This is a genomic window from Nostoc sp. ChiQUE02 (genome assembly GCF_034531305.2).
Lineage (GTDB): Bacteria > Cyanobacteriota > Cyanobacteriia > Cyanobacteriales > Nostocaceae > Nostoc.
This window is the reverse complement of the sequence record NZ_JAVRBN020000037.1, coordinates 1-18,961: the sequence shown is the minus strand read 5'-3', so window position 1 is coordinate 18,961 and position 18,961 is coordinate 1. Positions and strand designations below refer to the sequence as shown.

At 41.6% G+C, this 18,961-nt stretch carries 16 protein-coding genes; 9 read left to right on the top strand and 7 right to left on the bottom strand.

Annotation, left to right across the window (positions count from 1 at the left end):
* The first annotated feature begins 38 nt into the window (after positions 1-38).
* Positions 39-1,580, top strand: coding sequence for a phytoene desaturase family protein (locus tag RM347_RS27545; RefSeq protein WP_322719081.1), 1,542 nt, complete (start codon positions 39-41; stop codon positions 1,578-1,580).
* On the opposite strand, the gene RM347_RS27540 is transcribed toward RM347_RS27545, so the two are convergent.
* The 4 genes from RM347_RS27540 to RM347_RS27525 form a co-directional block, all read right to left on the bottom strand.
* Positions 1,567-2,241 carry a hypothetical protein gene (locus tag RM347_RS27540; protein ID WP_322719080.1) on the bottom strand — a complete coding sequence of 225 codons (675 nt, stop codon included), beginning with the start codon at positions 2,239-2,241 and terminating at the stop codon, positions 1,567-1,569. The genes RM347_RS27545 and RM347_RS27540 overlap by 14 nt on opposite strands.
* Positions 2,242-2,908: 667 nt before the next feature.
* A complete protein-coding gene (locus RM347_RS27535; protein ID WP_322719079.1) occupies positions 2,909-3,370 on the bottom strand; it encodes a hypothetical protein in 462 nt (153 codons plus the stop codon).
* Positions 3,371-3,397: 27 nt separating this feature from the next.
* Positions 3,398-5,236, bottom strand: coding sequence for a bifunctional serine/threonine-protein kinase/formylglycine-generating enzyme family protein (locus tag RM347_RS27530; RefSeq protein ID WP_322719078.1), 1,839 nt, complete (start codon positions 5,234-5,236; stop codon positions 3,398-3,400).
* 321 nt (positions 5,237-5,557) lie between these two features.
* The gene (locus tag RM347_RS27525; protein ID WP_322719077.1) at positions 5,558-6,367 is read right to left on the bottom strand and encodes an ABC transporter permease; all 810 of its coding nucleotides are present in this window, start codon (positions 6,365-6,367) and stop codon (positions 5,558-5,560) included.
* 903 nt (positions 6,368-7,270) lie between these two features.
* Between RM347_RS27525 and RM347_RS27520 the strand changes: the two genes are divergently transcribed.
* On the top strand, positions 7,271-8,356 hold the full coding sequence (locus RM347_RS27520; RefSeq protein WP_322719123.1) for a glycosyltransferase family 4 protein: 1,086 nt from the start codon (positions 7,271-7,273) through the stop codon (positions 8,354-8,356).
* 78 nt (positions 8,357-8,434) lie between these two features.
* On the opposite strand, the gene RM347_RS27515 is transcribed toward RM347_RS27520, so the two are convergent.
* The gene (locus tag RM347_RS27515; protein ID WP_322719076.1) at positions 8,435-10,066 is read right to left on the bottom strand and encodes a DUF655 domain-containing protein; all 1,632 of its coding nucleotides are present in this window, start codon (positions 10,064-10,066) and stop codon (positions 8,435-8,437) included.
* 236 nt (positions 10,067-10,302) lie between these two features.
* Between RM347_RS27515 and RM347_RS27510 the strand changes: the two genes are divergently transcribed.
* The 3 genes from RM347_RS27510 to psb35 all read left to right on the top strand — a co-directional run bounded on the left by RM347_RS27510 (position 10,303) and on the right by psb35 (position 12,698).
* Positions 10,303-11,475 carry a cysteine desulfurase family protein gene (locus RM347_RS27510; RefSeq protein WP_322719122.1) on the top strand — a complete coding sequence of 391 codons (1,173 nt, stop codon included), beginning with the start codon at positions 10,303-10,305 and terminating at the stop codon, positions 11,473-11,475.
* A 545-nt stretch (positions 11,476-12,020) separates the two neighbouring features.
* Positions 12,021-12,203, top strand: coding sequence for a CsbD family protein (locus RM347_RS27505; protein ID WP_322719075.1), 183 nt, complete (start codon positions 12,021-12,023; stop codon positions 12,201-12,203).
* Between the two features lie 285 nt (positions 12,204-12,488).
* Complete coding sequence (psb35, locus tag RM347_RS27500) at positions 12,489-12,698, top strand: photosystem II assembly protein Psb35 (protein WP_322719074.1); 210 nt, start codon at positions 12,489-12,491, stop codon at positions 12,696-12,698.
* A gap of 21 nt (positions 12,699-12,719) precedes the next feature.
* On the opposite strand, the gene RM347_RS27495 is transcribed toward psb35, so the two are convergent.
* Positions 12,720-13,814, bottom strand: coding sequence for a hybrid sensor histidine kinase/response regulator (locus RM347_RS27495; RefSeq protein WP_322719073.1), 1,095 nt, complete (start codon positions 13,812-13,814; stop codon positions 12,720-12,722).
* 688 nt (positions 13,815-14,502) lie between these two features.
* Between RM347_RS27495 and RM347_RS27490 the strand changes: the two genes are divergently transcribed.
* From RM347_RS27490 to RM347_RS27475, 4 genes are all read left to right on the top strand, one after another.
* Positions 14,503-15,222, top strand: a complete 720-nt coding sequence (locus RM347_RS27490) for a response regulator transcription factor (protein ID WP_322719072.1) — start codon at positions 14,503-14,505, stop codon at positions 15,220-15,222.
* A gap of 182 nt (positions 15,223-15,404) precedes the next feature.
* The gene (locus RM347_RS27485; RefSeq protein WP_322719071.1) at positions 15,405-17,093 is read left to right on the top strand and encodes an NAD(P)H-quinone oxidoreductase subunit 4; all 1,689 of its coding nucleotides are present in this window, start codon (positions 15,405-15,407) and stop codon (positions 17,091-17,093) included.
* A gap of 178 nt (positions 17,094-17,271) precedes the next feature.
* Positions 17,272-18,186, top strand: a complete 915-nt coding sequence (gene thrB / locus RM347_RS27480; protein ID WP_322719070.1) for a homoserine kinase — start codon at positions 17,272-17,274, stop codon at positions 18,184-18,186.
* 42 nt (positions 18,187-18,228) lie between these two features.
* A complete protein-coding gene (locus tag RM347_RS27475) occupies positions 18,229-18,738 on the top strand; it encodes a hypothetical protein (RefSeq protein WP_196513112.1) in 510 nt (169 codons plus the stop codon).
* A gap of 18 nt (positions 18,739-18,756) precedes the next feature.
* Here RM347_RS27475 and RM347_RS27470 read toward each other — a convergent pair.
* Positions 18,757-18,961: hypothetical protein (locus RM347_RS27470; protein ID WP_428850623.1), on the bottom strand; the 205-nt coding region annotated here is incomplete at its 5' end.

Genomic DNA, 18,961 nt, shown 5'->3' with positions numbered 1-18,961 from the left:
TGTATTCTTGCCCACTTACTTAAACATGGAATAGCGATATGCAAAACACAGATATAGTCGTAATTGGTAGCGGTATTGGCGGTTTAAGTTGTGCTGCTCTTTTGGCACGGTACGGCTTTGATGTCATAGTCTGCGAAAGCCACTCCATCCCTGGTGGTGCTGCCCACAGTTTTGAACGCAACGGTTTTAAATTTGACTCTGGTCCGTCCCTTTACTCTGGACTTTCTTACAGCCCCTCTGCCAACCCTCTAAAACAAGTGTTAGATGCCATTGGTTCTGAACTACCATGCGTAACCTACGATACTTGGGGTTGTTGTCTGCCAGAAGGTGATTTTGACACGTCGGTTGGTGCCGAGCAGTTTTGTGAAGTGCTGATGAAATTCCGTGGTCATGGTGCTGTAGCCGAATGGCAGGAACTCCAGCGCGTTATGGAACCATTCGCTAGTGCAGCAACTTCCATACCACCAGCCGCATTACGTTTTGACTTTGGTGCAGCTAGAACTGTGGGCCCGTTTGTCCCATCTGTGGCAAAACATGTGGCGAATATCATCAAGCTGACGGGCCCTTTCAGCCGGATTATGGATGACGTTGTTAAAGACCCATTTACCCGAAATTGGCTCAATTTGCTATGTTTTCTGCTTTCTGGATTGCCAGCAGACGGTACTAGCGCCGCAGAGGTAGCATTTATGTTTGCGGATTGGTATCGACCAGACGCAGTACTTGAATATCCCATTGGTGGTAGTGGTGCTTTAGTTGACAGCCTTGTACAAGGATTGGAGCGTCACGGTGGGAAGCTGATACTGGGCGCTCATGTGGAGCAAGTGCTTGTAGAAGGGAATCGCGCAGTGGGTGTACGTCTGCGCGATCGCCAAGAAATCCGGGCGCGTCGGGCGGTAATTTCTAATGCATCGGTTTGGGATACCCTGAAGCTAATACCAGAAAAGGCAGTACCTAAGCAGTACCGCACTAAACGACAAGCGACGCCTGAGTGTGATAGCTTCATGCATCTACATCTAGGCATTGATGCTCAAGGATTAGAGTCAAATTTGCGGTGTCATTACATCGTCGTCAATGACTGGGAATTGGGCGTGACAGCACCTCAGAATGTTGTGGTGATATCAATCCCTTCAATTCTCGACCCATCCCTAGCACCACCAGGTAAGCACGTGATTCATGTGTATACTCCTGGTAATGAGCCGTATGCTCTGTGGCAGGGAATGGATAGAAGGAAACAAGAATATGCCGAACAAAAGCGATCGCGTGCAGAAATCATGTGGCAAGCGCTACAGCGGATCATTCCAGATATTCGCTCTCGTTGCGAAGTCACACTTGTTGGTACACCTCTAACTCACGAGCGTTATCTTCGCCGTCACCAAGGTTCTTACGGCCCAGCAATTCAGGCTGGAACTGGTATGTTTCCTGGCCCCAGCACACCCCTACCAGGACTGATGTGCTGTGGCGACTCAACATTTCCCGGTATTGGTTTACCAGCAGTCGCCGCTAGTGGGTTGATTGCTGCCAATACTCTTGCACCAGTTAATAAGCATTTAGCAATGCTTCAAGATATCAACTGTATTTAATTTTTCGAGTATAAAATCTAGTTGCCAAGAGAGCCGCACCTGCTGCCAAAACTGCTAGCACACTATCAGGTTCGGGTACGGCAGCAACTTGAGCATCAATTCGTGCAGTTCCAGCAAATAAACCTGTCAAGTCAGGGTTCCCTAGTATTTTTGCAAACTCTGGAGAAACCAGCAATTTAACATCAGGGATGGTTAAATTTTGGCCATCAAAAGCCACAGGTTCCGCAATACTCAAATCAAACAAAATTGTATTTAAGGAAAATGTGTCTCTTAAAACAAATCCGCTGGCATCTTTGGTAGTACGTCCCGGAGCAAAACCTACTGAAAACTCACCAACAGTAATTTGATTATTGAAGGTAACAGTACCATTATGCTCAAATGTGCCTGAGAGCGGAGTAAAACCGCCCTCGTCACTGAACGTGAAGTTAGTAGCTGAGTCGATATTGAAGCCAACTAAATAATTGCTGGGAATTGGTGCAACTGTCTGATTAGTGCCTGTCAATATTAGCCCAATATTTCTAAGGATATCCTCGTGGTCACGATCAATGCTGGTGACTCCAGATATCACTTTAAAAGTTGCAGCTTCTACCTGTATGGGTGCAATTGATATAAAAGCTGCTGTTGTACAACCAAGAATCCCTGCAAACTGAGAAAAACGCATATATACACCTGATGATCTCTGTAGTTTATTTTATCTAAAAAGCATTATCTATTAATCTAACAAGTTAGGAATTCCGCTAAAAAATCACCATCTAAAGTTAAAAATAGTAAGTTTTTAAAGTTAGCATGAACTAATTGTCAAGCTAATATCCAAATTTAAGTCATACAGTTACAAGGATAAAGTTAATTAGGTGGGTAAAAATAAATATCACTGCTCAGTATGAAGCGGAAAATATGAGATATAAAGCATTAAGCATCAATAATTTAAAAAATATAGTTATGTTTAATTATGCCCAGTTCCAACTATTTAGCCTTAAACTTAACAATGATGATGTTGTCAAACATAAGTTTGACTTCTAATTGTTAATAAATTTAGGTTAAGATTTGAACTACTGTCTTATATCATTTCACTTGAATAATGATACAAACACGTTGCTAGACGCATAGCAATGCTTATGCGTGTCAGCTTCAGCCAAAACTGGATGCTCCCGAAAATTCTCCTTTCTAGCCTCTGGCTGGAAATGCATTAAAAGCGGCTCTGCCGCAAATTCAGCAGGCGGCAGCCCCCAATAGGCATTCCCAGATGGAGTTTGAGAACGAGATAATTTTTGAAAAAATTAAATCTAATTGCTATAGTTTGATTTATTCTCGCCAATTTACTTCTTGATTCACAGACTTGTTCTAATCCACCAGCTTATTTTCTCCAAATTAGAATCTATTTCCTGCCAAAAGCTTGCTGATGAGTCTACTTCTCTTGCTGCTGCGAAGATTTTATCTATACTATCGAAGTTTTTTTGAATCAACTGCTTATCTAGTTTAGGAATATCTAATTTCAGATATTTCAAACGGTTGGGTAACTCTAATTTCTCTTTTGCTGGCAAGTGGGGAATCCGATCAACTTGTTCGATAATTTTGTCTATTGATACAATAACTTCTTGCAGGCTTGGCTTTTTAGCTTGTAATTGTAAATCTTTTTCTTCAAACGCTTCTTCTTGATTACCTAACTTTACTATCAGTATTTTGACAAAGAAAATATTGTAATCAATAACAGTTACTTCACCGACTTGTTGATGATATTTTCCACTTTTATTTATAAGTACTATGTCACCTTTATCAATCCTGTCATTCATAATGTATACAGCCTTTGAATTAAATTGCTAGATAATCTCCTCTACGGAAAATACTACTCTAAAGCCACAAACTCTCAGCCCACCGTCTGACTCATTCCAGCTACGACTGGCGCTGCGACAAAGTTCTGCACTGAAACTCCAAGAACCACCGCGTAGCACCCGGCGATGAATATCACCGCCAACTTCCCAAGCTGTTCCATCTGAGGGTGCGTCGTTGTAATTGTTGTGCCACGAATCAGCACACCATTCCCAAACTAGCCCGTGCATATCGTACAATCCAAAGGCGTTGGCGACTTCAAAACTACCGACGTTTGTTGTTTCTTTACGGAATTTGCTTTTTGGTTCGATGGTGCAGCTGACTAACTCAGAGGTAATGGTTTCGCCAAAGTGGAAAGAAGTTGTAGTTCCAGCCCGACAAGCATATTCCCATTCAGCTTCACTGGGTAAACGATAGTCGCGTCCTGTTTTTTCTGATAGCCTGAGACAGAATTCTACAGCTTCATTCCAAGATACATTTTCCACTGGTCTATCTAGACCTTTGAATTTCGATGGATTGGGATTTAAAGCTTGTTTGACTTTGGGTAAAGCTGCTACTACTCTCCACTGTGCTTGAGTTACAGGAAATTTCCCCATAAAAAATGGTTCAATAGTAACTTGGTGTCGAGGACGTTCGTCAGCATCTCCTTCAAACTCTGGTGAACCCATCATGTAACTACCGCCAGGAATCGATACCATTTCTAATCTGACAGACTTACCCAAATCTTCAGCAAAGAAATTTGCATTACCACTTATGCGGTTTACTTCTCTACCACCTGTATCTAGTGTCACTACATCAAATTCAAAGGTTTCTAAGGGTGGTAATGGAACGATTACTTTTTGTGGTAACGGTGGTAATATGGGTTGGGACATCGAAACAATTTTTAGGACAACAGGTTCAATGTTCGATGTTGTAAACTTCAAATCGTTGATAACTTCTACTGCTGTTTGATATCTTTCGCTCGGTAGATGCTTTAGTAATTTATCTAAGATTTTGCCTAAGTCGTCGCTGATAGTAATACCTTTTTCTTGTAACCGTTCGCGCCACAACCACTTAGCGGTCATGGCATCATAAATGGGGTCATTAACCTGTCCAGAGGCATCCTGCAACGGCAAACATCGAGTTAAAAGACGCACGCAAGTCACACCCAAAGCATACAAATCACTGCCGTGACAAGCAAATCCAGCCATTTGTTCAGTTGGGGCATAACCAAGGGTATAAATTACTGTAGCTTGTCTTCCTAAACTGGTTTGTGTTACCTGTTTAGCACCGCCAAAATCAATTAAAACGGGTTTTTCATCACTTGCACGGCGGATAATATTTTCTGGTTTGATATCCCGATGAATGACATTATGAGTATGAATAAATTCCAGAACTGGCAATAAATCAGCTAAAAGTTCCCAAATTTGTTCTTCCCCATACATTTGTTGTTGAACTTCTTGTAAGAGAGTTTTTCCTTGAATAAATTCTTGTACGAGATATAAGCTAGCACCTTGTTCAAAGTAAGCAAGTAATCTGGGAATTTGGGTATGATTTTCTCCCAGTTCATACAACCGAAAAGCCTCTTCTTTGAAAAACTCTGCTGCTTTAGTACGTTGTCCTGTTCCTTGAAATTGTGGGAAAAATTGTTTGATGACGCAAGGCGCGTTTAGTCTGTCTACATCTTCTGTAGCATAGGTTCTACTAAATCCACCTTCACCTAAAAGTCTTAATACGCGGTAACGGTTTCTTAGAAGTTTGCCAAAGTTGCTTTGTCCGCAACTCACGCAAAATCTATTGCTATCAGAGTTGAATGGATTTGAGCAATTGGGATTTTGGCAGATTTGCATAATGAGGGGGAAATAGCATCTTCTCCAAAGTTAGCCCCAATATTATCTAATTGAAAACAGTTATGTACAGAAGCGAACACGGAAGTTTATTTATGTGCTTAAACTATCTTTCACATGAGGATACAACGATGAATAAATTATATTTATTTACTAATCTATACTAGGAAATTGTGTTAGTAGAAAGTACGGCAACGTTGATATGATATTGTTACGTTACGGCAAGCCTAACGCACCCTAAATTTTAATATAGCTGTTGTTCACCATCCAAAAAAGTTCGCAAAGAACCAAATAACCTATAATTTTTATTGCCAATTGCGACTTTTATTTGAAAGTTTTATTCTCTCCAGAAGCCCGAATTAGTTCAGCTACAAGAGCAACGATCGCAGATACTGAAATCAGCATCACGCTCAGGGCGTTAATATCAGGCTTGACTCCTGTTCTAATCCGGCTAAAAATTTCCATTGGCAGGGTGTTAGAACCGCTACCAGCAGTAAAACTGGAAATGAGAAAATCATCTAAGCTGAGAACAAAAGCCAACAGACAACCAGCTACAATCCCAGGCATTAATTGAGGTAACAATACTTTGATGAAAGCTTGCGTTGGTGTAGCGCCTAAATCTAGTGCTGCTTCTTCTAAGTGAGGGTCTAAATTAGTCAGTCGGGAAGCAACCACAAGCCCGACGTAGGCGAGACAAAACACGATATGGGCTGCAACTATCGTCCACAAACTCAAAGGTATTGCAAACGCTGCTAGACATACTAGGGTAGCCACTGCGATCGCAATATCGGGAATAATCAATGGTAGGTAAGCAACACCTCGATACAATTTCTTGCCAGGAAATTGGTAACGCGCCAACCCAACCGCCATTAAGGTTCCCAGCACTGCTGAAATTGCCACTGCACAACCAGCAACGATCATACTGTTTTGCAAAGCTGATAAAATGCGATCGTCACTAAACAACTTACGATACCAATCGAGAGTGAATCCTTGCCAAGTTGCACTGTAGGGTGACTGATTGAAGCTATAAAACCCAAGTACCAGTATGGGCAGGTACATGAACACAAATATCAGCAGTGAGAAAACCGCCTGCCATGAGACACGCGGTTTTTTGAGAGATGGAGAGGTATTCACGTTTATATATGATTTTTAATTAATAGCAACACAAAATATCATATTTTATGCGATAAGTCAATTACTTAACTCTCTTCTCTCCCTTTTGACTATTGGAAAATCTAATAGCATCTCAATTAATCAGGCAAGTTGCTCAGAGCAACTGCTTAGAGGTAGGCAAACTTTCGCCACTGTGTACTAGTTAATTGTTCCCTTTAAGAGGTTGTTTGAAAAGTATTTAGCTGTGATTTTAGGTACTTATTGATCTCCCTTAAAAAGTGTGGTACTGGAATCAAAGTCCCCCTTTTTTAGGGGAGCCAGTGCGGTCTTGGGGGTTTCCCCCATGAGCAACTGGCGTGGATTTAGGAGGATCTAAAACGTTTTTCTACCTAGAATAGGACTTTTCAAACATTCTCTAAAAACTTGGATAGAACTTATAAGGAAAATTATAGTTTCTGATTTCAAACTACCTACTTTACGAAATTCTATCCTTTGGACAGCTACAGATTATCCTTTAGAGTAGGGAAAGCCGCCCAAAGAATGTCTACGCACTTTATTCTTCAATTAATATTTGTAAATCAGATAATTGACAGGTGATATTAGAACTTTTTCGTCCGATATCAACCATTTATCTAAGACTTTGACGATTTTAGAAAATTCCTATTGAGAAAATAATGTATATTTAAAATTCCACTAAATCACCAAAATTTAATAAATTAGAATGTATTTACCTCTTTAGTAGTGGGTAATTTCCGTACTAGGATAGACAAAGAATATAGAAATAAGAGCATAAGATTTAAAAGAAATTGTTAATAAGTTTAGTATCTGAAGTTACTTTCTGATGCAGAGTTAATCAATTACAAGCACTAAAACAACAGAAAGAAAAAACTTCTAATTCAAGTTTGATTTGTTAGGAGGTTTATGATGCGAATTGCTCAAATAGCTCCACTGTGGGAGAGAGTTCCACCCCCAGCTTATGGTGGCGTAGAGTTAGTAGTGGGGTTACTGACCGATGAATTAGTCCGACGCGGACACGAAGTAACTTTATTTGCATCGGGAGATTCTATTAGTCTGGCAACACTAACGTCAGTTCATCCCCGTGCCCTCAGACTCGATCCGACTATCAAAGATTACAGCATTTACGAGATGCTGAATTTAGCTTCAGTATATGAACGCGCAGAAGAGTTTGATATTATTCACTCCCATGTTGGGCATGGGGCACTGGCTTACGCGAATCTCGTCACAACTCCTACAGTTCATACGTTGCACGGTATTTTTACCCATGACAACGAAAAGATGTTTAGTTTTGGTAAAAAACAACCCTACGTTAATATTTCTGATGCACAACGAGAACCAAGGTTAGGGTTGAACTGTGTAGCAACTGTCTACAACGGAATTGATGTCAGCAGTTATAATTTTCATGCCCAACCAGAAGATCCGCCCTACCTGGCGTTTTTGGGTCGGATATCTCCAGAGAAGGGAACGCACTTAGCCATAGAAATTGCCAAAGAAACTGGTTGGTGTTTAAAAATGGCAGGTAAGGTGGATGCCGTTGATGTGGAATACTTTGAGAAGGAAATCAAACCACTGATTGATGGGGAGCAAATCCAGTATCTAGGTGAAGCCAACCATGCTCAAAAAAATGCCCTCATGGGAGGTGCAGTAGCAACTCTGTTCCCCATCACTTGGCGAGAACCATTTGGGTTGGTGATGGTAGAGTCAATGGCTGCGGGTACGCCAGTGATTGCGATGAAATTGGGGTCTACTGAGGAGGTAATTTCCCACGGCAAGACAGGTTTCCTCTGCAATAATATTCAAGAGTGCATCAGTGCCATTGATCGGGTAAGAGAATTAGACCGCTATAGCTGTCGCCAGTATGTTGAAAATCTTTTCAGCGTTGAGCACATGACTGATGGCTATGAGGCAGTTTATCAACAAATAATAGCAGAACGATTTTCTCGGAATGGGCGTTTCCGCAGTTTGCTTGATTTAGCTAGCGATCGCGTTTAAATACCGCATTTGTGTAATCTTACATGTTTTTAACTAGGTAGAACAGAGACCACCATAGGGGCGTACAGATGTGCGCCTCTACCAAGTTACGCCATCGCCCCATTTTTCTACAGTTCTAGCACTCACTCCTGGAACTCGTTCTAAGTCTTGCAAAGATGTAAATTTTTGCTGTTGACGACTAAGAATTATCCGCTGTGCTAACTTCTTACCTACACCAGGGAGAGTTGTTAATTCTTCTAAACTTGCAGTGTTTATATTTACTTTTTGAATTACTTGAAGCTCACTTGATGAAGGAGTTTTTATTTGGGGACACTGTGTTTGTTCTAATTTGATTTTTTCTTGAATTCCTGGTGGTAAGCCAGGTTTAACTTTGGCATAAAGACGAGCAAATTCTCGCTCGTAATGGGCAGTGACTATGGGATTTTCAATTACTACAAGTGTCTCATCATTACCATTATTGGCAGCGTCTGACCAATTATGAGAACCTGTAATTACTGTTTGACTATCAATAACACCAAATTTGTGATGCAATAGATCGCCTTTGGGTAACACAGGTACACCTACAGTAGTAATTGGATTTTGCCAAGGATGGTTGTCAACTTCATATTTACATTTGTTACTAAGAGCAACCCCCATCATATCCAATGCTTCGCTGTAGGGACGATAGGCGAATTGTAGTTCAATTAAAGCACGAATTTGCACACTTTGTTGATGACGTTTTTCTAAAACATTCGCAATCCGTTGTTCAGAAAAGACAAATAATGCCAGATCAATAGATTTGGTTGCTGAATCTAAAGTTTTAGCAATTAAACCATTACTACTGTTACTCCAAAGTTGAGTTGGAGAAGTAGGCGAAAATTGTACAGTAATTTGGCTTGTTCCTAAAGTTATTTGTTTAGGCGATCGCATCGGTTTTTGCAACCCAAATCGGCTATCTGGCTGACCTCCCGGCCCATCTCCCCATAAGATGTTAAACTCTTCTGTAAATAAAGATGCTACTTCTGGGCTGTCAATCTGCAATAAATTATTAGCATTACCTAAAGTGTTGGAATTTGTAAAATCACCATAAGTATCACTTAAAGTAAAATTTGCCGAAGTAATAATTACAATGCGATTGTCCACAATCACAAATTTGTGGTGCATTAAACTGCTACCCACTGAACCATCTGCTCGATCGTCTAGCCAGGGGATTTTGGCATTTTGCAAAATCATCAAAGCATCTCTTTGATTGATTTCTGCTGGACTGAGTTGATTATCTTGGTTAATATCGATAAATTGGCGAAATTCGTGATAGCGTTCCTGTTCTCTTTTATCTAACTTATCTACTTCAGTAGATGTTAAGCTACTCCAAGGTCGGCTATAGGTATTTTCTAAAATGATCCTGACTTTTACCCCAGCTTTTTGTCTATCAACCAATGCTTGGGCAACTTTGGGTAAACGTAATTCTTGCACCGCCACATCTACTGTAAATTTAGCGTGCGTAATAGCATCGACAATCTGTTTTTCTAAATCATCCCCAAGGCGAGTTTGCTGACGGTAAGCTTCTTTGTATTCTGAAGACTCAGAATGGTTAAAATAAACTTGAACTAATGGGTCTTGTGGTAAGGGCGCTGGACGCTGATTGTAGGACTGGACTCGTTGACAACCAGTGATGGAGAATATCAGTAAAAAGATATATAAAAAATATCTTTGTCTAGAGATAAGTTGCACTGTAATCTGTTAAAAGTGGATTGAGAGTGGACATATTTATCATTCCCAAAATTCTGTGTCTAGAATTCACAAATTTCCCGAATGATTTATGAATGCTATAGCTGTCTAAGCAAAGGAAAAAATCCATTCATCCACGCAGAATTAAAGAGATTTTGTCAGATTTGTCCACTCAAACTGTATGTGCTAACAAGATCAGCAGCTTACTACCAACGTGTTTTCTCACCATTATCGGTTATATGCAAATTTATCTAGATTACAGTGCCACTACTCCGACTCGAAAAGAAGCGATCGCAGTTATGCAAACAGTCCTCACTCAACAGTGGGGCAATCCTTCCAGCTTACATGAGTGGGGACAACAGGCTGCAACGGTTGTGGAACAAGCACGTGTCCAAGTTGCTGGTTTAATTAACGCTGCGACTCCTGAATCTATCATCTTTACCTCTGGTGGCACTGAGGCAGATAATCTAGCAATTATGGGTGTGGCTCGATTATATTCTGTTCCTCAACATATCATTATCTCTAGCGTTGAGCATTCAGCAATTTCTGAGACAGTACGGTTGCTAGAAATGTGGGGTTGGGAAGTTACACGCTTGTCTGTAGATGTTAAAGGCAGAGTCAGCCCCTTGGATTTAAAGGCGGCGTTGCGACATAATACAGTCTTAGTTTCCGTGATTTACGCTCAAAGTGAAGTTGGCACAGTGCAACCAATTGAGGAACTGGGTAAGATAGTGCGATCGCATGGTGCTCTGTTCCATACAGATGCGGTGCAAGCTGCGGGACGCTTACCCATAGATGTGCAACAACTGCCTGTAGACTTACTTAGCATTTCTAGTCATAAAATATATGGGCCACAAGGTGCAGGGGCGTTGTACGTGCATCCTGGCGTGGAATTGATGCCCTTACTGGGTGGGGGTGGGCAAGAAATGGGACTGCGTTCTGGTACACAAGCAGTACCGATAATTGCCGGATTTGGTGTAGCAGCAGAATTAGCAGCCCAAGAATTGGCTACAGAAACACCCCGGTTGATCGAGTTACGCGATCGCACCTTTGCCCAATTAGCTGAAATTCCTGATTTAATCCCCACAGGAGATCCCGATCGCCGCTTACCTCACCATGTCAGTATGTGCCTAGAAAATGCCGATGGGGAAAAACTCAGCGGTAAAACCTTGGTACGGCAATTAAACCTTGCTGGCATCGGTATTAGTGCTGGTGCTGCTTGTCACAGCGGTAAACTTAGCCCTAGCCCAATATTGTTAGCGATGGGCTATTCCGAAAAAGCTGCTTTAGGGGGAATTCGCATCACGTTGGGACGTGATACGACTGAAGCTGATATAGATTGGACGGTAATGGTGTTAAAGCAAGTTTTGCAGAGGGTGAAACCCAGAGCAAACGCAATACTGCTCGGTTAAGGATTTTAAACTGTAATTTGGTTTGGGGAAAAGGGTAAAGGTTTTTCCTTTACCATTCCCTTTTTCCCCAAAACCCGACAAGTCTTGAGAGCAAATGCATTTTAATTCTTAACCGAATATTGCGATTCTTTGGGTTTAAAACTAACCCAAGTTGCTAGGTTAAGTTGCTTATCATCACCTTTCCAAGCTGTTTCTAATTCGGCTTTGACAAGTTGAGCAGCCTTGTTTTTGCCTATTTACCATATCAGTGGTAATAAGCCAAGTTGCACTTGATCATCATCGCTGTCTACCTGAAGTTATAAATTATTTTTTCTCAAGATAGAACAATATAATGATACCTTTCCCTCTTTTGGATATTCGTTGAACTCTCAAAGATGAATTTAACCTTGAAATAATTATGTACAACGGACACAAATATTTTTAATAAAAACATCGTCAGATAGAAGAATTAAAAGTTGGCTAAAAGTAATCTATAGATATTGCAGTGCTTTTTGAGCAAGCAACAAAAAACTAATCAATAGTTAACATACATAGGAACAAAACATATGAGTATCGAAGATAGAGCAAAAGCTTTTGCTAAAAACGTTGAAGGCAAAGTACAAGAGACAGTTGGCGAAGTAACTGGCAACCCTAACGATAAAGCTGAAGGTAAAGCTAAACAAGCTGAAGCCCAAGTCCGCCACACCGCTGAAAATATCAAAGATGAAGTTAAAAAGACTTTAGAATAGTACACCGTGGCGGAGATTTGCCTACTTTAATAAGTTGCTCAAGTAAGGGCAATTTGTGAATTGCCCTTACTTATCTGGTTAATTGAGATAATAGTAGCTAGATTTAGGCTGTACTGTACTAGGTGAAACTTTATTTAGGAAGAAGGTGTAGGTTAAATAATTATTTACTGAACCTTCTCCCTTTTATAAAATCTGTTTTTTAACTGAGATTTTTAGGTATTTTGACAATAGCGATCGCAAAACCTTTTCTCAATCTATTACTGATTTTTTCAAAGGTACTAATTCATGATTAATCTTCTATTTACCTATCTTTTAACAGACATCCCGTTAACATCACAAGGTAACTCTACTTATTCTATTGTACTGACAGCCTTATTAGGATTAGGCTTTATCGCTGCTGTGGCTATAGGATCAATTGCTTGGTACAATTCCAAACGTCCTGTAGGTTGGGAAGATAAAGAGCGTCCCAATATTGTTCCAGAAATTGATAATTAATAATTTTTTGTCTACATACTTTTAGTTTTCGCTAGCTACAGGTAGACGTATAGTAAATGTACTACCTTGCCCTGGTTCAGATGTCACATCGATTGTGCCTTGATGTGCTTCGATAATGCAGCGAGATAGATATAGTCCCAAACCACTACCAGAACGCTGGTGTTTCCCTTGACGAAATCGCTCGAATAATATTGCTTGGTCTGGTTTAGAAATTCCTGGCCCTGTATCTTGGATATCAATATTCACAGCTACCGGAGTCAGATAGCAGTGAATATCTACAGAACCTTTATCTGTAAATTTGATGGCATTGCCAATGATATTTGTCAAAACTCGCCGCAGTTCTACGCGATCGCCCATGACGGTGCTTGCTGTTTCACCTCGATCAATGTTTACAGTTAATCCTTTTTCTTCAGCTAAGGGAGTTAATTCCTGGGAAACTTCACTAACTAACTCCTGAATATCGCAAGGAGAAATTTTTAAGGTTTTACAGCCTGCTTCATGACGATAAACTTCTAGCAAGGTATTTACCATTTCCAGCAGGTCTTGATTACTGCCAATCATGGTATCAATTATTTCTTGCAATTGTGGCGAAACTTCGCAAAACCTGCCTTCCAGCAATAATTTTAATACCCGGTTGGAGGCTACCAGCGGTATGCGTAAATCGTGAGTAAAACGCGAGACAAAATCTGCCCGCAGGTTAGCCATCTGATCTCGTTCGTCGATACTATGCTTGAGGCGCAGGAGCGATCGCACTCGCGCATGTAGTTCATCAGGATCGAATGGTTTACGAATGAAGTCATCTGCACCAGCGTCGAGTCCTTCAACAACGCTAGACTCATAGTGAGCTGTGAGCAGCAGAATAGGGATAAATGGCAACGCCTGATTCTGTCGGATGCGTCGAGTGAATTCATAGCCATCTATCTCCGGCATCATCACATCTAAGAGAATTATGTCTGGCGGTGACTCCTCAACCATAGCCAGAGCAATTTTACTATCTTCCACCAAGCTAATTTCATAGTCCTTATCTTCTAGGACTGCTTCTAAGACCAGTAGATTGTCAAAAACATCATCGACAACGAGAATTTTATCTTTTTTGACAGTTTTAGTTAAAGACATGGCTAAATAAAAAAAGAAGTGCTTGGCTATCCCTAGCAAATCTAGTAATAGCTTACTTCACTAGCGCTGAGATTATTAAAAATTCACATTTTACTTTAAAATTTCCTGAATTAAACATCCTAATTTTTTAAGTAAAAATACTGCCTAATTTTTGTTTTACTGTATTAATTTTTAATTAATTTAGTTTGCTATAAGTATCTTAGTCGTCTGATTATTCAGCTAATATCTATGTCTGGGTACTAGTGCAGCACACCGTAAATCCAGCCACCATCTGAATTAACCAGACAACAAGTTGCTCAGACCAACTTGTTAAAGGTAGGCAAACTTCTGCCACAGTGTACTAGCATGAGGTCGATTAGTCCATTTCTGTATCTCATCCTAGCTACTGCAAGGGTAACTATTTAATAGTCACTCACTCTTGCTTGCTACCAGATTTTCAATCAAAAATTGTTTACCATAAAGCATCTATCCTTAGGTTTATGTATAAAAATATTTTTTGATTGAATTATATTATCATATCGGAACTCTTGCCTTAGAAAAGCTTACAAGATAAGGTTATTTGTGTCTAATGGTAGATGAAGTTCAGGGAACAATGCCAAACGCATTGCTTTTTGTATAAGATCCCGAATAGAAGAACGAGATTATTTTAATCTGTACTTGAGATAAATAACAGTAAAGTTAAGCAACTATGAGTGAAATCAAGATCCTTGTGATTGAAGATCACAACCTGACAAGAATCGGCTTACGGTCTGCCTTACAAACCCAGCCAGAGTTTAACATTGTTGGTGAAGCAGCCAATGCAGCCGATGGCATCAAGCTTCTGAAAACTCTCAAGCCGGATGTTGCCACTATTGACATTGGTTTGCCTGACATGGATGGTATTGAGCTAACACGCACATTTAGGCAATATCAAGCAGAGAACGAAGATTATACTACAAAGCTGCTAATTTTAACCATGCAGAATAGCGAACAGGCAGTTTTAGCAGCATTTGCAGCAGGTGCAGATTCTTATTGCATGAAGGATATCGAAACTGAGAGACTAGTTGAGGCTGTGCGAACGACCCATGCAGGTAGCTCATGGATTGATCCAGCGATCGCAGACCTTGTACTACAACAAATACGTCAAGATTTCCCCGATGGCAGCAGAGGGGTATCTGGCAAAAGAGTCTTGATTGAAGGTATTGACCCAGATGTTGAGAAAAGTATAGTCAGCTATCCTTTAACTCATAGAGAGATGGATGTTTTAGAGTTGATTGTCGCTGGGTGTGACAATGCAGAAATTGCTAAAAGACTCTATTTAACAGTCGGTACTGTAAAAACTCATGTTCGAGGTATTCTCAATAAACTCTGTGTTGCTGACCGGACACAGGCTGCTGTCCGTGCTTTGCGGGCTGGATTAGTACCGTGAGCAAGTAAGTAGCCATCATTAACTGCATATCCAAGAACACTTAACAAATAAAAATCTTTTTTCCCCAGTCCCCAGTCAATTGTTTTTCAGTCAAAACGGTTAACTGGGACAAAGATTTATGAAGAAATTGTTACAAAGTTTAGTAGAATGACATAATTGACTAAATAAGTATTTTTATATACATGATAGCGGATCAATTTCCCTGGCTTACCGCGATTGTCTTGCTGCCACTCGTTGCTTCCCTGCTCATTCCTGTGCTGCCTGATAAAGACGGCAAAGGTGTGCGGTGGTATGCACTAGGTGTAGGTATCGCAGACTTTGCCTTGATGTGCTACGCCTTTTGGAAGCATTACAATGCCAGCAGTGCTAGTTTTCAAATGGTGGAAAATTATGCCTGGGTGCCTCAGTTGGGTTTTAACTGGGCAGTATCAGTAGATGGGCTTTCAGCGCCACTTGTGCTTCTAGCAGGATTTGTCACCACACTCTCGATTTTTTCAGCTTGGCAAGTTGATCACCGACCCCGCCTCTTCTATTTCTTGATGCTGGTGCTGTATTCCGCACAGGTAGGGGTGTTTGTTGCCAAAGACTTGCTGCTGTTTTTCATCATGTGGGAAGTAGAGTTGATTCCCGTCTACCTACTAGTCTGTATTTGGGGTGGGCAAAGACGTCGTTATGCAGCTACGAAATTTTTATTGTATACCGCAGCGGCTTCTATATTTATTTTAGTGGCAGCCCTGGCAATGGGTTTATACGGCGGCGGTAATATGACATTTGATATAACCGCCCTCGCTAGTAAAGAATTTCCGCTTGGTCTACAACTGCTGCTTTATGCAGGGTTGCTGATTGCATTTGGTGTCAAGCTTGCTGTTTTCCCCATGCATACCTGGTTGCCTGATGCTCACGGCGAAGCATCATCTCCTGTATCGATGATTCTGGCTGGTGTGTTGCTGAAGATGGGCGGATATGGGCTAATTCGCCTAAATCTTGAGTTACTTCCCGATGCACACATTTACTTTGCGCCTGTTCTAGCCATTCTTGGTGTTGTCAACATTATCTATGGTGCATTGAACTCCTTTGCTCAGACCAATATGAAGCGGCGTTTGGCTTATTCGTCGATTTCTCACATGGGGTTTGTATTGCTTGGGATTGCCTCCTTCACTGATTTGGGAATCAACGGCGCGATGTTGCAAATGATCTCGCATGGTTTGATTGCATCAGTGCTGTTCTTCTTAGCAGGTGTTACTTACGATCGCACCCACACAATGGTAATGAAAGATATGGGCGGTATTGGTCAAGCCATGCCCAAAGTCTTTGCCCTGTTTACAATTGGAGCGATGGCATCCCTGGCACTTCCCGGTATGAGCGGCTTTGCTGGCGAACTCTCGGTATTTGTTGGCATGACAAGTAGTGATGTTTACAGTTCGACTTTCTGCACCGTAACGGTTTTTCTCGCCGCAGTTGGAGTCATCCTCACACCCATCTATCTACTTTCCATGCTGAAAGAGGTGTTTTATGGTAAAGATGCAGCACTGCTATGCGACATTAATAATGCAGGCTTGGAAAATCAAGAAGATGACGGAACAGTTTGTTTTGGTACAGACTGCCTCGTACCAGAAGAAGCAGTCTACGACGATGCTAGACCCCGTGAAGTGTTTATTGCTGCATGTTTTCTGCTGATGATTATTGGTATTGGTTTCTACCCCAAGATGGCGATGCAGATGTACGACGTGAAGACTGTCGCAGTCAATGCTAATCTTCGCCAGTCTTATGCCATAGTCTCCCAAACAAATCCCCAGATTTATGCCAAGGGATTCTTGGTTCCGCAAATTTCAGAGGTTGAGGTAGCGCCCATTTTAGGAACATTGAAGTAAACTTTTTGACATCGATTTTTGTGGAAAAGAGCGATGTCTGGGTTGGGCTGCGCCAATGCTAACTTATAGAAAACACTCAGTTGGCTATGCAAAATGCCACAACAGATAATTAGCATCGCTGGTGAACAAATCAACCCTTTACATGGGATGCTGGTTGATTGATTAGTGAGGTTTGCCAATGTCTGTTGTTTCTGGTGTCACTGTTACCGTCCCCGCCACAACTGCTAATTTGGGGCCTGGTTTTGATTGCATTGGTGCAGCTTTAAAGCTGTACAACGAGTTCAAGTTCACTCGCCTAGAAGAAGGTGGGTTAACTATTTATGTCACTGGTACAGAAGCTGAACGAGTCCAAACTGATGAGAGCAATCTCCTCTATCAAGCGTTTGTCAAGTTCTATCAACATATAGAGCAGACGCCGCCGACTGTGAAAATAGAAATTAAGTTAGGTGTCCCACTGGCGAGAGGTTTGGGTAGTTCGGCGACAGCAATTGTTGGTGGGTTGGTTGCTGCTAATCAACTGGAAGGTACGCCGATGAGTCAGTCGCAGGTGATGGAGTTAGCGATCGCAATGGAAGGACATCCTGATAATGTAGTTCCAGCTTTGTTGGGAGGATGTCGTCTTGCTGCTACCAGTGGTGCAGGTTGGGAAATTTGTGATCTTCCCTGGCATAAAGATGTTGTACCAGTTGTGGCTATTCCTAATTTTGAACTTTCGACTTCAGAGGCGCGGGGCGTTCTGCCAACTGAAGTAAGTCGCGCCGATGCGATTTTCAATACAGCACATTTGGGGTTATTGTTGCGCGGCTTGGAAACTGGTAACGGACAATGGTTAAAGACAGCTTTGCAAGATAAGTTGCATCAGCCCTATCGCAAAGCTTTGATTCCTGGTTATGACGCTCTCAACATCGCAGCTGTTAGTGCTGGTGCTTATGGTATGGTGATTAGTGGTGCGGGGCCGACACTGTTAGCTTTGGCGGATAAATTACACTCAGAGGCTGTGGAGGCGGCGATGTTAGCTGCTTGGCAAGAAGAAGGAATTACAGCCGAGGTGCGATCGCTTTCTCTCGATACCCAAGGCGCAAAAAGCTTTTAAAAAATCCGATGACTATTTTACTCAGCACTTAAAACTCGATTTATGGAGCAAATTCAGGCTGAAATGGCGGCGCTTAACTCTCAGATTCAGATTCTCCTAGAAGAACGCGCTGCACTCACTATTAATAATGTAATCTCTGGCGAGAATGATTCACCCCAGGCAATGGTGGAAGCGTACCGCCGTCAAGCCAGGGAAAATGCCCAATTATCTGTTGAACTCCAAGGCATAGATGCAGCGATCGCAGCCTTGGAAGGCCAGATAAAACAAAAACAAGGTAAGTTAGTGCGATCGCAAGTTGCATCAAAAGAACTTATCCAACAGCAAGAGCTAGAAGAAGCCAAAGAAGTGGCACAGGTTCATGCTCAACGCATTAATCAACTAGCAAGTGAACTTGCGGCAGAAGTCCGCCTCCTTAAACGTTGTGCCAATGAATTGAGTCCAATGTATTGGCGGATTTATTACAAGCCCTTCATCACTGGGTTTAAGACAATCTCTGTTCCTTATGTCCGCTCTGATGGGGAAGTGTGGACAATTGTCAACCGGATTGTTTAATGCTTTAGCCCTAAGCACTCAGCTAAAACACATCAAATTTGCTTGAAGAAGGCAGGAGGCAGAGGGCAGAAGGCAGAAGGAACTTTTTCGTCGGGGATTCAGACCCCGCACGCCAGTTCCTTTATGCCGGGAAGCCCGTCCACCGGACTGGCTCCCAATGTTGTTTGCGCCGTGTAGACGGCGGGGTTTTAGACCCAAGTTCGGTTCGGTCACAGCCAGAGGA